This window comes from Pseudomonas sp. WMBT8 (genome assembly GCF_050916005.1).
In the GTDB taxonomy this organism is placed as follows: domain Bacteria; phylum Pseudomonadota; class Gammaproteobacteria; order Pseudomonadales; family Pseudomonadaceae; genus Aquipseudomonas.
The window spans coordinates 5366969-5387896 of sequence record NZ_CP188096.1; the positions used below are offsets into that span (position 1 = coordinate 5366969).

General features: G+C 60.6%; 17 protein-coding genes. 9 read left to right on the forward strand and 8 right to left on the reverse strand.

The features are described from left to right. Positions 1-90: 90 nt before the first annotated feature. The 5 genes from ACO77H_RS24445 to ACO77H_RS24465 all read right to left on the reverse strand — a co-directional run bounded on the left by ACO77H_RS24445 (position 91) and on the right by ACO77H_RS24465 (position 6005). The gene (locus ACO77H_RS24445) at positions 91-375 is read right to left on the reverse strand and encodes a YceK/YidQ family lipoprotein (RefSeq protein ID WP_169951252.1); all 285 of its coding nucleotides are present in this window, start codon (positions 373-375) and stop codon (positions 91-93) included. Next, positions 368-997, reverse strand: coding sequence for a flavin prenyltransferase UbiX (ubiX, locus tag ACO77H_RS24450; RefSeq protein ID WP_169951254.1), 630 nt, complete (start codon positions 995-997; stop codon positions 368-370). The genes ACO77H_RS24445 and ubiX overlap by 8 nt, the downstream gene beginning before the upstream one ends. After that, entirely contained in the window at positions 994-2343 is a 1350-nt protein-coding gene (gene mpl / locus ACO77H_RS24455) for a UDP-N-acetylmuramate:L-alanyl-gamma-D-glutamyl-meso-diaminopimelate ligase (protein ID WP_432754668.1), read from the reverse strand. Before mpl ends, ubiX begins: the two co-directional genes overlap by 4 nt. Before the next feature lie 256 nt (positions 2344-2599). After that, on the reverse strand, positions 2600-3697 hold the full coding sequence (locus ACO77H_RS24460; RefSeq protein ID WP_432754669.1) for a hypothetical protein: 1098 nt from the start codon (positions 3695-3697) through the stop codon (positions 2600-2602). Positions 3698-4082: 385 nt separating this feature from the next. After that, positions 4083-6005, reverse strand: coding sequence for a sigma-54-dependent Fis family transcriptional regulator (locus ACO77H_RS24465; RefSeq protein WP_432754670.1), 1923 nt, complete (start codon positions 6003-6005; stop codon positions 4083-4085). Between the two features lie 291 nt (positions 6006-6296). Between ACO77H_RS24465 and exaC the strand changes: the two genes are divergently transcribed. The 9 genes from exaC (at position 6297) to ACO77H_RS24510 (ending at position 15728) form a co-directional block, all read left to right on the forward strand. After that, complete coding sequence (exaC, locus tag ACO77H_RS24470; protein ID WP_169951264.1) at positions 6297-7817, forward strand: acetaldehyde dehydrogenase ExaC; 1521 nt, start codon at positions 6297-6299, stop codon at positions 7815-7817. A 214-nt stretch (positions 7818-8031) separates the two neighbouring features. Continuing rightward, positions 8032-9465 (forward strand): ethanolamine permease, encoded by a 1434-nt coding sequence (gene eat / locus ACO77H_RS24475; RefSeq protein WP_169951267.1) that lies wholly within the window; start codon positions 8032-8034, stop codon positions 9463-9465. A gap of 52 nt (positions 9466-9517) precedes the next feature. Next, positions 9518-10912, forward strand: a complete 1395-nt coding sequence (locus tag ACO77H_RS24480; RefSeq protein ID WP_169951269.1) for an ethanolamine ammonia-lyase subunit EutB — start codon at positions 9518-9520, stop codon at positions 10910-10912. Beyond that, positions 10909-11748, forward strand: a complete 840-nt coding sequence (gene eutC, locus ACO77H_RS24485; protein WP_169951271.1) for an ethanolamine ammonia-lyase subunit EutC — start codon at positions 10909-10911, stop codon at positions 11746-11748. The genes ACO77H_RS24480 and eutC overlap by 4 nt, the downstream gene beginning before the upstream one ends. A 105-nt stretch (positions 11749-11853) precedes the next feature. Continuing rightward, entirely contained in the window at positions 11854-12312 is a 459-nt protein-coding gene (locus ACO77H_RS24490; protein ID WP_076964951.1) for a GNAT family N-acetyltransferase, read from the forward strand. Positions 12313-12615: 303 nt separating this feature from the next. Continuing rightward, positions 12616-13272, forward strand: a complete 657-nt coding sequence (locus ACO77H_RS24495) for a DedA family protein (protein ID WP_169865984.1) — start codon at positions 12616-12618, stop codon at positions 13270-13272. Between the two features lie 6 nt (positions 13273-13278). Further along, positions 13279-14091: a zinc-dependent peptidase gene (locus ACO77H_RS24500; protein ID WP_169951275.1), complete on the forward strand. Its 813-nt coding sequence runs from the start codon at positions 13279-13281 to the stop codon at positions 14089-14091. A 111-nt stretch (positions 14092-14202) separates the two neighbouring features. Then, a complete protein-coding gene (gene ppa, locus ACO77H_RS24505) occupies positions 14203-14730 on the forward strand; it encodes an inorganic diphosphatase (RefSeq protein WP_003176323.1) in 528 nt (175 codons plus the stop codon). A gap of 224 nt (positions 14731-14954) precedes the next feature. After that, the gene (locus ACO77H_RS24510; RefSeq protein ID WP_169951277.1) at positions 14955-15728 is read left to right on the forward strand and encodes a LexA family transcriptional regulator; all 774 of its coding nucleotides are present in this window, start codon (positions 14955-14957) and stop codon (positions 15726-15728) included. A 333-nt stretch (positions 15729-16061) separates the two neighbouring features. Here ACO77H_RS24510 and ACO77H_RS24515 read toward each other — a convergent pair whose 3' ends face one another. The 3 genes from ACO77H_RS24515 to ACO77H_RS24525 are packed head-to-tail and all read right to left on the reverse strand — an operon-like array spanning position 16062 to position 20839. Continuing rightward, entirely contained in the window at positions 16062-17435 is a 1374-nt protein-coding gene (locus ACO77H_RS24515; protein WP_169951279.1) for a DUF1329 domain-containing protein, read from the reverse strand. Between the two features lie 60 nt (positions 17436-17495). Further along, complete coding sequence (locus ACO77H_RS24520) at positions 17496-19481, reverse strand: DUF1302 domain-containing protein (RefSeq protein ID WP_170058473.1); 1986 nt, start codon at positions 19479-19481, stop codon at positions 17496-17498. A gap of 53 nt (positions 19482-19534) precedes the next feature. Continuing rightward, positions 19535-20839 (reverse strand): phospholipase, encoded by a 1305-nt coding sequence (locus tag ACO77H_RS24525; RefSeq protein ID WP_170041663.1) that lies wholly within the window; start codon positions 20837-20839, stop codon positions 19535-19537. Positions 20840-20928 lie beyond the last annotated feature (89 nt).

A 20928-nucleotide genomic window follows, 5' to 3' on the forward strand; every position in this document is an offset into this window, starting at 1 on the left:
CCGGCTCCCACATGAATGTATTCACCGATCACCTGTAGGAGCTGGCTTGCCTGCGATGGGGCCCGCCCACACAACATCCACCGCTACAGGCTACAACCCACCCGTCGCATTAAACCCAACCCCCAATACCGTCAACGCCGACAGCGGCAACAGCAGCGTGTCGAGCAGCGCGCTGGCCGGCAGGTCGAGGCCCGGATAGCTCGGCGCTTCGGCACCAAAGCGATCCATCGCACAGCAACCACCCTGCATCGCATAGAGATCCAGGCGCGTGCCCGCATACACCACCGGCGCACCGGGTTTCGCCGCATCCAGGGTGCGTGCGGTGGCGCAGCCCGTCAGGTGCAGCGCCAGCACGATCAGCAGGGTTTTATTCATCGCTGCTCAAATGATGCTCGCCCCAGCGCGGCAGCATGTCCTGAGGGATGTTCAGCAGGTTGAGAATCCGCGCCACCACAAAATCCACCAGGTCATCGATGGTCTGCGGCTGGTGATAAAAGCCTGGCGACGCCGGCAAGATGGTCACGCCCATGTTCGACAGCTTGAGCATGTGCTCCAGATGAATGCTCGAATACGGCGCCTCGCGCGGCACCAGGATCAACTGGCGGCGCTCCTTCAAGGTCACATCCGCCGCGCGCTCGATCAGGTTGTTGCACGCCCCGGTGGCAATCGCCGACAAGGTGCCCGTGGAACACGGCACCACTACCATCGCCGCTGGCGCACCGGAACCGGATGCGACCGGTGACATCCAGTCTTCCTTGCCATAGACCTTGATCTGCCCCGCCGCCGCACCGGTGTATTCAGTGAGGAAGGCTTGCATCATCTGCACCTTGGGCGGCAGCGAGACATCAGTCTCGGTGGCCATCACCAATTGCGCCGCCTTGGAAATCAGGAAATGCACTTCGCGGTCTTCGCGCACCAGGCAATCGAGCAAGCGCAACCCATAAGGTGCCCCGGACGCGCCGGTCATCGCCAGGGTGATGCGCTCCGGCCCGTTCATCGCAGCGCCTCGGCGAGTTTGCCGTGCAGGCCGCCAAAGCCGCCGTTGCTCATGATCACCACGTGGGTACCGGGCTTGGCCTGGCTCTTGACCCGTTCGATGATGCCTTCCAGGGAGTCGCTGACAATCGAGGGCACGGTGCAAAGCCTGGCCACGGCTGCCAGATCCCAACCCAGGTTGGCCGGCGCGTACCACACCACCTGGTCGGCATCGTTGACGCTTTCCGGCAGGCCATCACGGTGCGCGCCCAGTTTCATGGAATTGGAGCGTGGCTCGATAATCGCGATCACCGGCGCATCGCCGACACGCTTGCGCAGGCCGTCGAGGGTGGTGGCAATCGCCGTGGGGTGGTGGGCAAAGTCGTCGTAGATGGTAATCCCATTCACTTCAGCGACCTTTTCCATACGCCGCTTGACGCTCTTGAACGCGCTCAGCGCGGCAATGCCCATGGGCGGCACCACGCCGACATGCCGGGCTGCCGCCAGAGTCACCAAGGCGTTGGCAACGTTGTGCTGGCCGGTCATGTCCCAATCGACAATGCCCTGGGCCTCGCCCTCAAACAGTACTTCGAATTTGGAGCCATCCTCGCTCAACAGCTTGACCTGCCATTGCCCGCCCGCGCCGGTGGTTTGCACCGGGGTCCAGCAGCCCATCTCGATCACGCGCTGCAGGGCCGGCTCAGTGGTGGGATGAATCACCAGGCCTTCGCTGGGAATGGTGCGCACCAGGTGGTGGAATTGCCGCTCGATGGCCGGCAGATCGGGGAAGATATCCGCATGATCGAACTCCAGGTTGTTCAGGATCGCCGTGCGCGGGCGGTAGTGAACGAATTTGGAGCGTTTGTCGAAGAACGCACTGTCGTATTCATCGGCTTCAATAACAAAAAACGGGGTATCGCCCAGGCGCGCCGACACCGAGAAGTTCTGCGGTACGCCGCCAATCAGGAAGCCGGGGCTCATGCCCGCGTGTTCCAGCACCCAGGCCAGCATGCTGCTGGTGGTGGTCTTGCCATGGGTACCGGCCACCGCCAACACCCAACGGCCTTGCAGCACATGGTCAGCCAGCCACTGCGGTCCGGAAACATAAGGCAGGCCTTGGTTCAGCACGTATTCCACGGCGGGGTTGCCACGGGACATCGCGTTGCCGATAACTACCAGGTCCGGCACCGGATCAAACTGCGCCGGGTCGTAACCTTGGGTCAGCTCGATGCCCTGGGCCTGCAATTGCGTGCTCATGGGCGGATAGACGTTGGCATCGGAGCCGGTGACATGATGACCCAGCTCTTTGGCCAGGACCGCCATCGAACCCATGAAGGTGCCGCAAATACCGAGAATATGAATGTGCATAGTCGACCTCGTAAAACATCGAGGCAGGTTAGCGTAGGGTGGGAAAAATCGCACTCTTTTAGCGATTGACGTGCGATCTTTTCAGTCATTGATCGTGGCTAGCCGGGACCCACCGCCATTGGGTGTTTATAAGCTGAAATCAGGCCCGGAGTTCGGGACTTCCCTACAACACCGGGGCCTGGAAAGCGACTCAAGGAAATATACAATCACACTCAAACTAACGAATCGAAAACAAGAAAGCCTTACTTAAAAACCCTCATTCTTTGCGCTGCGTCTCCAACTCTCGAATGGCCACTAACCTGCCAATCCCTTTATTGATCGCCTCATTCCTTTTATCAAGCGCGTCTAATCGTCCAGCAGCATCTTGGGTCCCGGGCGTCGCTTCTGCTTTGTAGGGCCTGAAAACAAAATCGTTTTGCGTGGCGACCGCCTCCAGGTTTTTCTCTGCTGCACCGTACAGTTTCTCGAGAGTGTCAAGGCGAGCATCGGTCTCGGTTGGCCAGTTCGGACTTTTCCCAAGAGCCGCGGCTTCGCCACCTTCAGCTAACGTCTGGATCGTATTAGCCGCATACAAATATTTTATCTCGGCGTTTTCCAGGCGCAAACTCACCATTGAGGCGTCTTGCGACCCAGTACTACCTGCTGCCGCCACGCCATTAGGGAGTTTACTCGGGGCTGGCAGGTGAGCAGGAGGTAGTAATGGGGTAGAAGCGGTAAAACTGCCCTTGATACTTTCACCACTCCAGACAGACCCCGCGTAAGTGCCAACACTCAACGGCGTGCTGACAAGCCCATTTATAGAAGCATTCACAAAAGCATCACGGGTAACAGTCTTCAGGGAAGTATCGGTCTTAAACACACCCGCCTTGACTAGGCGATCTGCCGCAATCAGGTTGGCTGCCACATCACCAAATGTCTTGGGTTGTGCGACCACGGGCTTTGCCGGCCCAGAGAGCGATGAGCCGGGGTGCTGCGTCTTGAACGCAATCTCCCTGAAGTCACTGATTGCCTTGCTGTTGCGAGGGCCGACAGGCACACGGGGGCCCAAACTTGATGTAGGTACAAACTTACCTTCTAGCCCAATAGTTGGGATTTTTGGCGAATTAAGACTGACCGAGGTCATTCCCCTGGGAAAACTACGGACTTTAAACCCTCTTTTAACACGCACAGAACCATCACCCGAATGCTCACCCGTGCTATTGGCCGCGCTGGAGCCCTGGGCCTGTAACTCATCCGCTACTTCATTTAAATTCGGAGCACCTTGGGTACTGGCTGACGCCTGTTGATTGGAAATACCAGGCATTAAATCTTTCACTTGCAACGGAACCGAAACAGGCAAACCTGTAACATTCATATCATCACCTCAATAGTAAAAATACGTTCATGACGCCTGAACAAAACTTGCCTACGCCTAGAGCCAATCGCTCTAAAATAATGAACCGTCCTTTCACCTTGAGTACGAATAAACTAGCGTTCAGTTCCACTAAGCAGGGAAATTAAAGCAGTCATTACAACTCGCAACACTCCACATTAGCGGCAATAGCTGCAAGCTTAAAAAAGCAGAACGCCCGCATTAAATAATTACTTCACATTCACTTCCAACAAAAAACCTCACACCGCCAAGTTAAAACACACTTATCTAAAAGCCGGTTGACTACAGATTTAACCCGTACGGTGCCGACGCGCGAGTGAATGCGCCAAGAAAGGCGCAAGAGGGCTCGCGCTGCCCTCGTCTCGATTCAGCCCGCTGAGCGCAGAGCGATGCCATGCTTGCGTAGCTTGCGATACAACGTATTGCGGCTAACGCCCAACTGCTCCGCGACCAGGGTCATATGCCAGCGCTGCTGCTCCAGCGTGGTCAGCAATGCCAAGCGTTCGGCGTCCTCCAAAGGTTGCTTGCCCCGTTGTACGGTGATGTGTGCCTGAGAAGGAACCTGGCGGATGACCGCCGGCAAGTCGTCCAGCCCAATGCGCCCACCGTCACACAGGGCGGCCAGTGTGCGCAGCACCGTACGCAGTTGGCGCACGTTTCCCGGCCAGGAATAATCCAGCAGCGCCTGACGAGCCTCGACAGCCAGTGCTATCGCCTGTCCGTCTGCTTCTTGCGCCAGTAGAAAGTCCAGTAGCTGGGACTTGTCACTGCGTTCGCGCAGCGGCGGCAACGCCACTTCCAGGCCGTTGAGGCGATAGTACAAGTCTTCACGGAAGGTGCCGTTGGCGACCCGCGCCAGCAAGTCCCGGTGGGTGGCGCTGATGATGCGCACGTTCACCGCTTGCGGCTCGCCACCAATGGGCACCACCAACCGGTCTTCCAGCACCCTTAATAGCCGGGTCTGCAAAGCCAGGGGCATGTCGCCGATCTCGTCGAGGAACAGCGTGCCACCATCCGCCTGTTGCAGCTTGCCGCGCATGCCTTCCTTGCGGGCGCCGGTGAAGCTGCCGCCGCGGTAGCCAAATAGCTCGCTCTCAATCAGGCTTTCCGGGATGGCCGCGCAGTTCAGGGCCACGAAGGCTTTGTCGGCGCGTTGGCTGGCGTGGTGTACAGCTTTGGCGAAGGCCTCCTTGCCGGAGCCGGTTTCGCCATTGATCAGCAGTGGCACGTCGCGCTCAAAAACCCGCAGGGCCTTGCGAAAATCATTCTGCAGCGCCTCATCGCCCAGGCAGATGCCCGGCAAGTGCGGCCGCTCGACCTTGGGCGGCGGCGCTACTACCGGGCTGGGCGCGCGCCGGGCTTCGCCACGCAGCACCGCAAACAGGCCGCGCCCATCACGGGTACGCAAGGGCCAACTGGCGCTGGCGTTGGAACTGGCGCGCCCAAGCAAGTCATCCAGGGTGCAGTCGAAAAACATCTCCACCGGCAGGCCCAACAGGCGTCCGCGTGGCTGGCCGAGCAGGTTCTGCGCGCTTTGGTTGAGCGCACAGATCCGCCCTTCACCGTCGAACGCCAACAGCCCTTCGCTGAACAGGCCCACGGATTCGGCCTGCAGGTGGAAACGCAGCAGCCAGTGGTTTTCAAAGTGGCGCAGGAAATAGCAGCTCTCGATCATCTTCGCCGAAAGATTGACCAGCGCCATGGTGTGGAACTGGCTCTGGCGCGACACCGCTTCGCGGGCCGAGGACACGTCGAGCACCGCCAGCAGGTCGCCATGGGGGTCGAACACCGGGCTGGCCGAGCAGGTCAACCCGGTATGGCGCCCGCGAAAGTGTTCGTCGCGATGAATGGTCAGGGCCTGGCGCTCCACCAGGCAGGTGCCAATGCCGTTGGTGCCTTCGCAGGCCTCGCTCCAGTCGGCGCCGAGCCACAGGCCGGCATGCTCGAACACCTTGCGTTCGCTGGGCGCGGTGACGCAATTGAGGATCACCCCTCGCGCATCGGTCAGTAGCACTGCGTGCCCGGCGCCGGAAAGCTGTTGATGCAAATTGTTCATTTCAGTGCCGGCGATATGCAGCACCTGTTGCAGGCGCTCGCGGCTTTCCAGCAGGCGATCATGCTCCAGCACCGTGGGAGCGACGGTCAGGGCCGGGTCAAGGTGGTAATCCTCCAGGCAGCGCAGCCAGGAGCGGGCAATCGAGGGGTCGCTGCCGGGACCGTGCAGCGGGTCTTGCCCACGGGTGACCGTCAGGACTTGCCGGGCATGGCGGCTGAAATGATCGTTGTGCATATTCTTATTGTTCTCCTGTTGCGTGGGACACACCGCGGACCGGGGCACCCAGCATCCTCCAGGCCTTGGCGCATTGCAATCCCGGGGCGACCCATGGGTCACAGGCTGTACCTTGCATGGCACAAAGTGTCACACAGGCTGTACCAGACCTGTCACAACAACGCCTTGCAACAAACCCAGAACCCTTGATTTACCTGGCCTGCAAGGCACTGGCCCGACCTTTGCTCTACGTTTTATCAAGCGCAGCCACGCTGCACTCCAATAAACATAAGAAGTCAGGAGATACCCACCATGCGTTACGCACACCCCGGTACTGAAGGCGCTATCGTTTCGTTCAAGGCCAAGTACGGCAACTACATCGGTGGCGAATTTGTGGCCCCGGTCGATGGCAACTACTTCACCAACACTTCGCCGGTTAACGGCAAGCCCATCGCCGAATTCCCACGCTCCACAGCCAAGGACATCGACAAGGCACTGGACGCCGCCCACGCCGCCGCTGACGCCTGGGGCAAGACCTCGGCCCAGGACCGCTCGCTGGTGCTGCTCAAGATTGCCGACCGCATCGAACAGAACCTCGAACTGCTGGCCGTCACCGAAACCTGGGACAACGGCAAGGCAGTGCGCGAAACCCTCAACGCCGATATCCCCCTGGCGGCTGACCACTTCCGTTACTTCGCCGGCTGCATCCGCGCCCAGGAAGGCAGCAGCGCCGAGATCAATGAACACACCGCCGCCTATCACTTCCACGAACCCCTGGGCGTGGTCGGGCAGATCATCCCGTGGAACTTCCCGCTGCTGATGGCCGCCTGGAAACTCGCGCCGGCCCTGGCCGCCGGTAACTGCGTGGTACTCAAGCCTGCCGAGCAGACCCCGCTGGGTATCAACGTGCTGATGGAAGTGATCGGCGACCTGCTGCCACCAGGCGTACTGAACGTGGTACACGGTTTCGGCAAGGAGGCAGGCGAAGCCCTGGCGACCAGCAAGCGTATCGCCAAGATCGCCTTCACCGGCTCCACCCCGGTGGGCTCGCACATCATGCATTGCGCGGCCGAGAACATTATTCCGTCCACCGTTGAGCTGGGCGGCAAGTCGCCGAACATCTTCTTCGCCGACATCATGAAAGCCGAACCGCAATTTATCGAAAAGGCCGCCGAAGGCCTGGTGCTGGCGTTCTTCAACCAGGGCGAAGTGTGCACCTGCCCATCCCGCGCGCTGGTGGAAGAGTCGATCTACGACGACTTCATGAAAGTGGTGATGAAGAAGGTCGAGTCGATCAAACGTGGCGACCCGCTGGACACCGACACCATGGTGGGCGCCCAGGCGTCCGAGCAGCAGTTCGACAAGATCCTGTCGTACCTGGAAATCGCCAAAGGCGAAGGCGCCGAGCTGCTGACCGGCGGCAAAGTGGAGAAACTGACCGGCGACCTGGCAACCGGCTATTACATCCAACCGACCCTGCTCAAGGGCACCAACAAGATGCGCGTGTTCCAGGAAGAAATCTTTGGCCCGGTGGTAAGCATCACCACCTTCAAGGATGAAGCCGAAGCCCTGGCGATTGCCAACGACACCGAGTTTGGCCTGGGTGCCGGCTTGTGGACCCGCGACATCAACCGCGCGTACCGCATGGGCCGGGCGATCAAGGCCGGGCGTGTGTGGACCAACTGCTATCACCTGTACCCCGCGCATGCGGCGTTTGGTGGCTACAAGAAATCCGGTGTGGGCCGTGAGACGCACAAGATGATGTTGGATCACTATCAGCAGACCAAGAACCTGCTGGTGAGCTACGACATCAACCCACTGGGCTTCTTCTAAGCCTCTAAATGGTACGCCGCTCCTACATTTGAAATGCAACCAACTGTAGGAGCTGGCTTGCCAGCGATAGCAATTCCACATTCAGCAAAGATGCTGACTTGACCGGCCCCATCGCTGGCAAGCCAGCTCCTACAATGAACGTCGCCAAGTGCTTGCTTCCTCATCCGGCACAAAGATGTCGAGCTAAAACAATAACAATGAAAGGTACTTCCCCATGCCTAGCGAACCGACAGGATCCTCCGTCGACTTCGAAAAAGTCGGCTCCGAATACTTCCAGCAACGAGAATTGAAAAAAGGCGCCGCCGGCTGGGTGCTCCTGGTCGGCCTCGGCGTGGCCTATGTGATTTCCGGCGACTACGCCGGTTGGAACTTCGGCCTCGCCCAGGGCGGCTGGGGCGGGATGTTTCTCGCCACATTGCTGATGGCCACCATGTACTTGTGCATGTGTTTCTCCCTGGCCGAACTGTCCTCCATGATTCCTACGGCGGGCGGCGGCTATGGTTTTGCCCGCAGCGCCTTCGGCCCTTGGGGCGGGTTCCTTACCGGCACGGCGATCCTGATCGAATACGCCATCGCCCCCGCCGCGATCGCGGTGTTTATCGGCGCCTATTGCGAGTCGCTGTTCGGCATTGGCGGCTGGATGATCTACCTGGCGTTCTACATCATCTTTATCGGCATCCATATCTTTGGCGTCGGTGAAGCGCTGAAGCTGATGTTCGTGATCACCGCCGTCGCCGCCATTGCCCTGGGCGTGTTCCTGGTATCGATGGTGCCGCACTTCAACGTCGCCAACCTGCTGGACATTCCCGTGACCGAGGCCAAGGGCGCCAGCAGTTTCCTGCCGTTCGGCTATGTGGGCGTGTGGGCCGCGATCCCTTATGCGATCTGGTTTTTCCTCGCCGTCGAAGGCGTGCCCCTGGCCGCCGAAGAAACCAAGAACCCCAAGCGCGACCTGCCCCGTGGCCTGATCGGCGCGATTGTGGTGCTCACCAGTTTCGCCCTGCTGATCCTGGTGATCGCTCCGGGCGGTGCCGGCACCCTGGCATTGGTCAAGTCCGGCAACCCGCTGGTGGAATCCCTGGCCCTGGCCTATGGCGGCTCGACCTGGATGGGCAGCTTCGTCAACCTGGTGGGCCTGGCCGGGCTGATCGCGAGCTTCTTCTCGATCATCTACGCCTACTCCCGGCAGATTTTCGCCCTGTCCCGCGCGGGCTACCTGCCGCGCAAACTGTCGCAAACCAATAAAAGCAAGGCGCCGGTGCTGGCCCTGGTCATTCCCGGGATTATCGGTTTTGGCCTGTCGCTGACCGGCCAGGGCGACCTGCTGATCCTGGTGGCGGTATTTGGCGCAACCATTTCCTACGTGTTGATGATGGCCGCGCATATCACCCTGCGCATCCGTCGCCCCAAAATGGAGCGGCCATACCGCACACCGGGCGGCATCTTCACCTCGGGCCTGGCGTTGGTACTGGCCTGCATCGCTGTAGTGGCGGGCTTCCTGGTGGATCCGCGCGTGGTGATTGGCGCCGCGATCATCTATGGAGTATTAATTGCTTACTTTGCTTTCTACAGTCGGCATCACTTGGTAGCAGGCACGCCGGAAGAGGAATTCGCGGCGATCCAGGCCGCAGAGGCCGCCTTGCACTAAACGCCGTAAACCACGGCGCGGGCCAACGCCCGCGCCGTCATGGAGAGTCTGTATGGCAAGTTTTTCCCACTCGGTCGGTGCATTGACCTACCGTTTCGATAGCCTCAAGGACGTGATGGCCAAGGCCAGTCCCGCCCGCTCCGGGGACTTTCTGGCCGGCGTCGCCGCGCAGAACGACGGCGAACGGGTGGCGGCGCAGATGGCCCTGGCCAATATCCCGTTGAAGCACTTCCTTGAGGAGGCGCTGATCCCGTACGAAAGCGATGAAGTCACCCGCCTGATCATCGACACCCACGACCAGCAGGCCTTTGCCGTGGTCAGCCACCTGACCGTCGGCGGCCTGCGGGACTGGCTGCTCAGCGACGCGGCCGACGAACACAGCCTGCGCGCCCTGGCGCCAGGGCTGACCCCGGAAATGGCCGCCGCCGTGTCGAAGATCATGCGCGTGCAGGACCTGGTGCTGGTGGCGCAGAAGATCCGCGTCGTCACCCAGTTTCGCGGCACCCTGGGCCTGCGCGGGCGATTGTCGACGCGCCTGCAACCCAATCACCCGACCGATGAGCCGGCGGGCATCGCCGCGAGCATCCTCGACGGCCTGCTGTACGGCAACGGCGACGCCATGATCGGCATCAACCCGGCCACCGACAGCATCGCCTCGATCTGCGCCATGCTGGAAATGCTCGATGCGATCATCCAGCGCTACGAAATCCCGACCCAGGCCTGTGTGCTGACCCACGTCACCACCTCCATCGAAGCCATCAACCGTGGCGTGCCGCTGGACCTGGTGTTCCAGTCGATTGCCGGCACCGAGGCGGCCAACGCCAGTTTCGGGATCAGCCTGAGTGTGCTGCAGGAGGGCTACGACGCGGGCTTGAGCCTGAATCGCGGGACCCTGGGGCAAAACCTGATGTATTTCGAGACCGGCCAGGGCAGCGCTCTGTCGGCCAACGCCCACTTTGGGATTGACCAACAAACCTGCGAAACCCGTGCCTATGCGGTAGCGCGACACTTCAAGCCGTTTTTGGTCAACACCGTGGTCGGTTTTATCGGCCCCGAGTACCTGTACAACGGCAAGCAGATCATCCGCGCCGGCCTCGAGGACCATTTCTGCGGCAAGCTGCTGGGCGTGCCCATGGGCTGCGACATCTGCTACACCAACCATGCCGAAGCCGACCAGGACGATATGGACACCCTGCTGACCCTGCTGGGCGTAGCCGGGATCAACTTCATCATGGGCATCCCGGGCTCCGACGACATCATGCTCAATTACCAGACCACTTCCTTCCACGACGCGCTCTATGCCAGGCAAACCCTGGGCTTAAAGCCCGCGCCGGAATTTGAACAGTGGCTGGCGAAAATGGGCATCTTCACCCAAGCCGATGGCAAGGTGCGGTTTGGCAACAATCTGCCACCGGCCTTCCGCCACGCCTTGGCGCAATTGGGATGAAGGAGCCTCCAGTGCAAATCGACACACCTGAAAGCGATAATCCATGGCTGGAACTGCGGCGCCTGACCCCGGCGCGGATCGCCCTGGGCCGTACCGGCACTAGCATTCCCACGGGCGCGCAACTGGACTTCCAGTTCGCCCACGCCCAGGCCCGCGACGCGGTACACCTACCGTTTGACCATGCCGGCCTGAGCAACCAAATGGCCGAGCGCGGCCGCGACAGCCTGTTGCTGCACAGCGCCGCGCCCGACCGCCACAGCTACCTGCAACGCCCGGACCTGGGGCGGCGCCTGAGCGATGAGTCGGCACAGATACTGCGCGACTACGCCCTGGCCAACCCGGGCGGGGTGGACCTGGCGGTGGTGGTGGCCGATGGTTTATCGGCGCTGGCGGTGCACAAACATACCGCGCCGTTTCTGACACGCATGGAAGAACAGACCCACGCCGAAGGCTGGTCATTGTCGCCGGTGATCCTGGTGGAACAAGGCCGGGTGGCGGTCGCCGATGAGATCGGCCAGTTGCTTGGGGCCAAAATGGTGGTGATCCTGATCGGCGAACGGCCGGGGCTCAGTTCACCGGACAGCCTGGGGCTGTATTTCACCTACAACCCCAAGGTTGGCCTGACCGATGCCTACCGCAACTGTATTTCCAATGTGCGCCTGGAGGGCCTGAGTTACGGGATGGCCGCGCATCGCCTGCTGTACTTGATGCGCGAGGCCTGTCGGCGGCAGTTGTCGGGAGTCAACCTCAAGGATGAGGCCCAGGTTCAGACCCTGGAGTCGGACGATCCTGACCTGATGAAAGGTAACTTCCTGCTCAGCCCACCCAAGGAGTGATGCCGGCACGATTGCGATTTTTCGCCGCTTTAGGCAGCATCAAGCAGCGGGCGCCCGAGTAATGGACCGTTTGCCGTCGTATTCCTATAGAAGTTGAGGCCTAGCATGCGGATTACTCAAGCGACTCTGGAACACCTGGACCTGTTGACCCCATTATTCGTCAAATACCGCGAATTCTATGGCGCGCTGCCCTTTCCTGACTCATCCCGGGCCTTTCTGGAAAAGCGCCTGCGGCGCAAGGAATCGGTGATTTACCTGGCCCTGGCGGATGACGACGACCACAAACTGCTGGGCTTTTGCCAGCTGTATCCGAGCTTTTCTTCGCTGTCGTTGAAACGGGTGTGGATCCTCAATGACATCTACGTCGCCGAAGATGCCCGCCGCCAACTGGTGGCCGACAACCTGATGCGCACCGCAAAAAAAATGGCCAAGGAAACCAATGCCGTGCGTTTGCGCGTGTCGACCAGCAGTGATAACGCCGTGGCGCAGAAGACCTATGAGTCCATGGGCTTTCGTGAAGACACCGAGTTCAAGAACTACACATTGCCGATCAGCGAAGACTAAAAGCCATTCACCCAAACACCAAAAAAAATGTGGGAGCGGGCTTGCCCGCGATAGCGCTGGGTCAATCGAGGTATTTCTCACTGACACGCCGCTATCGCGGGCAAGCCCGCTCCCACATTTGGATCAGTGCTAGTCAGAATAGCTGCGACATCCCCCGCTACAAAACCAACACGCTTTTCATCATTCAATCCGTATAATGCCGACCTTTTAGGGTTGTAAGAAAAACGGCATACACGCGTAGCCTTATTACCCGCTGCCTCCGCACAGGCCCGCTGAGTCGGGCCATTCACACAGGTGCCATCCATGGATTTCAACCCGCTCGACCTTATCCTGCATCTCGACGTTTACCTCGACTTGCTGGTAACCAATTACGGTCCGTGGATCTACGCCATTCTGTTCCTGGTGATTTTTTGCGAAACCGGCCTGGTGGTCATGCCATTTTTGCCCGGCGATTCCCTGCTGTTTATTGCCGGCGCGGTAGCTGCGGGTGGCGGCATGGACCCGGTCCTGCTGGGCGGCCTGCTGATGCTCGCGGCGATCCTTGGTGACAGCACCAACTACGTGATCGGCCGCACCGCCGGGGAACGCTTGTTCAGCAACCCCAACTCGAAAATCTTCCGCCGCGACTACCTGCAAAAAACCCACGACTTCTACGACAAGCACGGCGGCAAGACCGTGACCCTGGCGCGCTTCCTGCCGATCCTGCGCACCTTCGCGCCATTCGTCGCCGGTGTCGCCAAAATGCCGTATCCGCGCTTCTTCGGCTTCAGCGTGCTGGGCACCATTCTGTGGGTCGGTGGCCTGGTCACCCTCGGTTACTTCTTCGGTAACGTACCGTTCATCAAGAAAAACCTGTCGCTGCTGGTGGTGTTCATCATCCTGCTGTCGCTGGTGCCGATGATCATTGGCGTGGTCCGTAGCCGTTTTGGCCGCACCTCCTCCGAAGCCAAGCCGCACTGATCGGCCATGTGGTCCCTCAGCGCCTGGCGTCGCCGGCGCGTCCTGGCCAAGCACCCGGTTGCCGATGAAACCTGGCAACGGGTGCGCCATCACCTGACCTTCCTCGACGGCATCAACGCCGAACAGGACCAATGGTTACGTGAGGCCAGCGTGCTGTTCCTCGCCGAAAAACACCTCACTGCCCTGCCCGGGGTCGAACTGCACCAGGAACAACGCCTGCTGCTCGCCGCCCAGGCGCAACTGCCGCTGATGAACCTGGGCGACCTGGAGTGGTACCAGGGCTTCCATGAAATCATTCTTTACCCCGATGACTTTCGCAGCCCCCAGCGCCATCGCGACGCCAGCGGCGTGGAACATGAATGGGATGGTGAACACAGCGGCGAAGCCTGGCAGCAAGGCCCGGTGATCCTCGCCTGGCCGGGCGTACTGGCCAGCGGCAATTGGGAAGGCTACAACCTGGTGATCCACGAGTTGGCGCACAAGCTCGACATGCTCAATGGCGACGCCAACGGCCTACCGCCGCTGCACCACGACATGCGCGTACAAGAGTGGGCCAGCGTGATGCAGAGCGCGTTTGATGACCTCAACCGCCAGCTCGACCACAACCCCGACGCCGAAACCGCCATCGATCCGTATGCTGCGGAAAACCCCGCGGAATTTTTTGCGGTCACCAGCGAATATTTTTTCAGTGCGCCGGATTTGCTCGCCGACAGTTATCCACAGGTCTACGAGCAACTGAGCCACTTTTACCGCCAGGATCCACTGGCCCGCCTCAAACATCTGCAAGCCAGCGACCCACGCTATCAGACTGAAGGCTAAGTACCGTACGACGTCTGGCGCGTGGCATCGGCGCAGGAATATGCCTATAATCGCCGCCACTTTTAGGCCAATCCGGCCAATTTACTTGGCCAACTACGGGGGCAACGCCCAATGAGCTACAGCAAGATTCCGGCTGGCAAAGACCTGCCGAACGACATCTACGTCGCCATCGAGATTCCGGCCAACCACGCGCCGATCAAATACGAAATCGACAAAGACAGCGACTGCCTGTTCGTTGACCGTTTCATGGCCACCCCGATGTTCTACCCGGCCAACTACGGTTTTATCCCCAACACCCTGGCTGACGACGGCGACCCCCTCGACGTGCTGGTCGTGACCCCTTACCCGGTCACCCCAGGCTCGGTCATCCGCGCCCGCCCGGTAGGCATCCTGAACATGACCGACGACGGCGGCGGCGATGCCAAAGTTATCGCAGTGCCACACGACAAGCTGTCCCAGCTGTATGTCGACGTGAAGGAATACACCGACCTGCCGCCACTGCTGCTGGAACAGATCAAGCACTTCTTCGAGAACTACAAAGACCTCGAAAAAGGCAAATGGGTGAAGATCGACGGTTGGGGCAACGCAGACGCCGCCCGTGCCGAGATCATGAAGTCGGTAGCCGCCTACAAAGGCTGATACCACGACTCATTGCCCAGGCAGTCAAAAAAGCCCCGATCATTCGGGGCTTTTTTTGTGGGAAAATTTAAACGACAAGTTCAATTAGATAAACAAATACACAACTACCGTTTAACTTTATCAAGTTGGAGTGCGACTTTACTTCCAATAAGGAAATACCTACATACACCAACTCAACACATAGTTTATTTGATCTTATTTTCCGGCCAGTAAACTCTGCGTTTATGAATACATCAGGTGATCGCTTAAGAACGTTACTTCGGGAAGTTCATCTTTCCGCATCCGACTTCGCCAAGAATCGCGACGTCACGCCCCAGCACGTGAACAACTGGTTCAAGCGCGGCGTGCCCATGGCCCGGCTCGACGAAATAGCAGAACTGCTGTCTGTCACCAGCCGCTGGCTGCGCACCGGCGAAGGCCCTAAATACCCGCCGACCAACCTCCAGTTGGAAGGCCCCAACCACGCAAACAGCGCTACCGCCCGCGAAGACTGCGGCCACTACCGCTGCGGCCCCAGCAGCGGCCCGGAAAAAATCGACGTGGAAATCCCCCTCCACGCCTCCTTCAACACCCAGGAAAGCCTACGCCTCTCCCTGCGCACCCTGGAACAACTCAACGTCACCGCCGACCGCGCCTTGGGGGCCTACATGGTCGGCAACAGCATGATCGACATCATCCAGGACGGCGCCACCCTGGCCATTGACCGCGGCCGCACCCAAATCATCGACGGCGAAATCTACGCCCTCGAACACGACGGCATGCTCCGTATCAAATACCTCTACAACCGCCCCGGCGGCGGCCTGCGCATGCGCAGCCACAACAGCAACGAACACCCCGACGAACTCCTGACCTACGACCAACGCTTCGAGCAAAACCTACAGATCCTGGGCTGGGTCTTCTGGTGGTCCACCCTCAACAACCGCCGCCCACCGGTCCCGCTGGACGAGCACTTGATCGGCTACGACAGCTCTAAATCAGACCAGACGCTGGAAAACTGAGAGGAGTGTCAGTATCATGCGCGGCACATTTGGCAGGGGTTGGCGTAGCGTCGACACACCCTGCCCGGCGATGCGGAGGAGTTCCCGCTGATGCCCCTTTTATCACTTGGGCGAGCGCTTGAGTGAACGATTGAAGGCTGGTGAGGTTTACCAAAAATAGACTTAACCAGTCCCCGAGAAGCCGGCCACAAGCCGGCTTTTTAATTACCCAAAACAATCTAATCCCATCTAAAAGCCCCCCATCAGCCCAACTACTCACGCAAGGCTTGCGACCAAAAGCCAAGAGCCGCACCCTAACGTGCAGCTCTCGCAAACTAAGCAATAACAACAGCCCTACCGAGTACCCCGCAACCGCAACGCCGACGGCATAAAGTACGAATCCTCAGGAATCGCCTGGCCAAAATCCACCGTCTGCGGTTCTTCGTTATCCAGGTTCTGCACGTAGTACCGTCGCGCCTGCAGGTCGTGGAATACATCCAGTGCACTCCAGGTAGTCGGCAAGTCGTAGAAGTTCTTCAAGTAAGCCATCGACACCCGCCACAGTTCGCCACGGCCGTCGTACTGATCAACCACTGCTGCGCCCCAGCTGTCTTCGTCGAGGTACAGCACGCGTTTGGAGTACAGGTGACGCGCCGTCGGTTTCAGGGTGCCTTCGACGACCCACACGCGGTGCAGTTCGTAGCGGGTGTATTGCGGGTTGAGGTGGCCGACCTTGAGCAGGTCGGCGTATTTCACGTCGGCGCTGGCGACTTTGTAGTTGTTGTAGGGGATGTAGATTTCCTTCTTGCCCAGCAGTTTCCAGTCGTAGCGATCCGGCGAGCCGTTGAACATGTCGGTGTCGTCCGCCGTGCGCAGGCCATCGGAGGATGAGATCGGTGTGTCGTAGGCCAGGTTCGGCGCGCGGCGTACGCGGCGTTGGCCGGCGTCGTAGATCCAGGCTTGGCGCGCGTCTTTGATCTGGTCGAGGGTCTCGTGTACCAGGGTCGCGCCACCGGCCAGGCGGGCCGGGCTTTTTACGAAGGTCAGGTAGTAGAACAGGATGTTCTTCAGGTCGGCGTACTGCCCACCCTGGCGATAGTAGTTGAACAGCCCTTCCTGCTGCGCCGTCACCAGGGCAAAGCTGCCATTGCGTTGCACGGGCGCTTCCGAGGCGCGGCGGACCACGTAGGTGCCACGGTAGCGGGTGATGTGGTTCCACAGTGCCTCGACACCGCTTTGTGGAATGGGGAACGGCACGCCGCCAAAGGCGTCGGCGAAGCCGGTGCCACCGTCCAGCAGCTTGGCGCTGGTGGCGTTCTTGAAGGTGTTGTCATACACCCACTGGGGTGCCGAGCCGGAACGACGGCTTGGGTAGATGGGCATCTGGAAGGTGTCGGGGTAGCTGTTGAACAAGGCGATCTCGCCCGCCGTCAGGTTGGCCTTGTACTGTTCCAGGTTGGCCTTGGTGATGGTGAACAGCGGCTTGTCGCCGGCAAAGGGATCGACATGGTGCTTGCCCTTTTCATAGCCCTTGGGTGCCTGGGTGATCCCGCCTTCCCAGGTCGGGATGGTGCCGGCGGCATTGCCCGCGCGCTCGGCGCCGAACGGGGTGAGCTGGGTCTTGAGCTGTTGTGCGTCTTGAGGCGAGAGCGCAGCAAGCGCGTTGCCAGCGGCCAGGCCGAGGGCCAGGGCCAGGCTGGCGGTGAGCATTCGAGGTGTGTGGAACATGGCTAATCTCCAAAAAAACGAGGGCGGGCAGCCGCCCTCGCGCCGCAGCACGGCAGCGGCTTACAGGAAGTACTTGAGGTTGAAACCGATGTTGTCGCGGTCGCGGATCACGTTGTTCTGGCCGCCACCAAAGAACTCGGTGTATTGCAGCTCGGCTTCCAGCTTGTTCTGGTAGTTGGCCTTGAGCCCCAGGGTGTAGGCCTTGCGTCCCTCGATGTAGTTGCCGGCCTGATAGGAGTTGCCCTTGAAGTCGTCCTTGTAGACCACGTAGGGCGACAGGTTGACCCCGGCGTACACGTCGTTCCAGGTACCGTTGAACATCACCGTATAGCTGTAGGAATCACGGCTGACCTGGTCATCGCGCTCACCACCAGACACATAGGAGGTGTTGCCGCTGCCCGCGTAGTAGCGGGTGCTGCCATCGTAGGCCTGGTACTTCAGGCTGCTGCCACGCAGGTGCTCGGAGGCCAGTTCGAACACGCCAAACAGCGAGTCGAAGCTCAGGCCCGGACCGAAGTTGTAGATGCTGCCCAAGGAGGTGTTGAAGGCCTCGACGCGCTCGGAGTTGTCGATCTGGCTGTTGAGGTTGACCATCTGCCCGCCGACATTGATGTACTGCCCGCCCGCCGCCGCGCCGGCACCATTGGCCAGGTCGCCGATCAGGTCGTTGGTGGCGGCGACGCCGATGGGCAGGTTCGGCCGGTAGGCCAGCTCGCCAAACACCGAGGCCTTGCCCAGGGTGGTGTTGAAGCTGAAGCCGTACATGCGGATATCTTCGGCATAGCGTCGGTGCGCCTGGATATTGCCCATCACGTCCACCGTCGCCAGGCCATTGGCCAAGGCCGCCGCCTGGCTGCCGGCCACCGACGACAGCATGCTGGTCAGCGCTGCCATGTCGATGCCTTTGTAGCCCGCCAGGTCAGCGGCAATGGTCGGCTCCTTGGCGTGGTAGTTGACCAGGTACAGGCCGAACTCGGTGCTGTTGAGTTCCTCGGCGATGTAGCGGAAGGCAAAGCCGTACTGGCCATCGTTGCGCGCGTTGTAGTCCTTGCCGATGGACGCCACCTTGAGGGTGTTGCCGTAGGCCGGGGTCATGCCGTTGGCATACAGTCCGGTACTGCGCAGCATGCCGCCGAGCATCGGGTTGTTGCCCAGGGCGTCGTATAACCCGATGACGTTGCCGCCGATGGGCGTCGGGGTGTCGAGGGCGCTGCCGGTGAAGTTGTTGTAGCCCGTGCGGCCGCCATCGGCGAACAGGTCGCTCTGGGAATAGAAGGTGCCGACCGGATCGATGCGGGTCTCCTTCCAGTTCCACTGGTAGAAACTCTCCATCGACAGGTTGTCGCTCAAGCCGATATTGAAGCTGATGGCTTCCACCGGCATCAGCACTTCCTTGACCTCCGCGCCCGGCAGCCGGTACTTGGCCGCGTCCACCGGGTTGGTGGTGTTGACCCCGCCGCGATAGAAAATGCCCTCGCCCCAGTTGAACACCTGGCGCCCCAGACGCGCGGTCAGGGGCATCTGGCCCACGTCCCAGTTGCCATAGATGTAGGAGTCGAGGATCTCCACGCGGCTACCGGCGATGTCGCGGGTCTGGTCGGTGAAGTGGTCATCCTGGGGATGGCTCTGGCTGGGTTGCGACGGGTTGTTGTTGCGGTAGTAGTCGTTGCGCTTGTCCATGATCTGGGTGTCATAGAACCCCGTGCCACGTACGAACAGCCCGTAGTTCTGATAGTTGGCCTCCAGCTCCGAAGTGATCTTGTACACCTCGGAAACCAGCCCGGTATCGAAGTTGCGATTGCCGTCGTTGGTGTTGACGTCATCGTTGCCCTTGTCACGCCCCTGGACCCGCCACAGGCGCCCATACGACAGGGTGCTGTCGAACGAGCCGGTGACCTGGTTGTCCAGCACACTGAACTCCATGGCCTGCACGTCCCCGCCGCTGCACAGTTGCAGCAGGCCCACCAGGCCGACGCCCGCCCCCGTGGATTTAATGGACCATTTACCCTCGGATCCCGAGCCTTGCGCGCGCACTGTGGTGCTCATTGCCGTCTCTCCCCTGCAACTTTTTTGTTGTTATTGCACTGCGATGTCTGTTGTCACGGCGCCGGGCGGTCGAGGCCGGCCCTGACGTAGTTGCGACTGTGGGCGCCAAAGTGGCGCAGCAACTGCACCAACTGTTCGTTGAGCTGGGCATGGTCGTAGCGTTCGGCGGGCAATTGGTTGCCGGCACTGAAGCTCTGGGTCGCCCCGGGCGTCGCCAGCCACTGGCCGATGGCCTCGTCGAACGCCACCGCCTGGGCATCCGCCTCGGCGCTGACTACCTGGCGCAGGTAATCGGTCGAATAAGCCGGGTAATCGGCGTCCCGGGAGGCGTCGGCATAGGCCGTCAGCATCGGGTTGCTCGCCCCCGTCAGCAGCAGGTGGCGCAGCCAGGCGAACTGGTAGCGCTCCACCTCGTTGTGGCGCGTGGCGACACGTTCGATCGCCGCCCGCTTGTCACTGTCATAGCCAGCCAGGGCCTTGCCCTCCATCAGCAGCATGCTGGTCAGGTCATCGCCCGGCAGGGTCGTGGCGTGATACGGCTGGGTCAGGTCCTGCAGGTAGTGCATGCCCCAGCCCAGGAAGCGATAGCCCCAGTAGGGATGGCCATTGGCGAAGGCAAAACGCGCCAGGCCGAAGTACTGGTAGGCCCGCCAGTCCGGCCAGTTGCGCAGCAGGAAGGGCGCCGCGACGTAGACCACCGCGCTCTCGTGGAAGAAGCCCATATGAAACGGCGCCTGGGAGCTGTACTGGAAACGCGCATCGCCAAACGACTGCACGCCGAAGCCATACAACGCGCCGACGGCCCCCGGGTTATCGCTGAACAGATTGATATCGTGACCGTAGTCCGGCTCGTCCGCAGCGGTCGCCAGCACGGCCAGTGGCGCGACCTGCTGCCCCGGCTGCAGTTGAATGAAGCGCTGGCGATTCCACGGCGAAAGCGTTTGCTCGACCATCACTTCGGCGGCCTTGAGCTGCGGGCGCCCCGCCAGGTCCTCGCCGGGCATGGGCTGGATCACCTGGGCCAGGTGGATCTGCGGGTTGACCCGCAGGGCCATGAGCAAGTCCCGGCGCAGATCGGCCCCAGGTTGCGGCGCCAGGCGCAGGTTGTCGGGGCGCGGCGGATAGTCGGGGAAGTGGCTGCGGGCGAAGTTCTCCTGCTCGTCCAGCAAAGCCACCAGGCCTGGATACTGCTCGGACACAAACTGCTCGAGGGACTCGACCGCCACCTCGGGCGCCTCGCGCAAGGCGGGCAAATCCCGCAAGGCCAGGTAGCTGCCCACGCTGTGATTGGACCATGCACCGGCCAAGGGCGACAGACTGCACAGCCCCAGGCACAGCAGCAACGACGGCAACTTCATGGCTTTACGCTCTTGTTGTAGATGCGTTCAGCCTAACAATCCGGGTACCCCCCGACACTGTCCGATCTTGCCAAAAAGACTCTCCAATA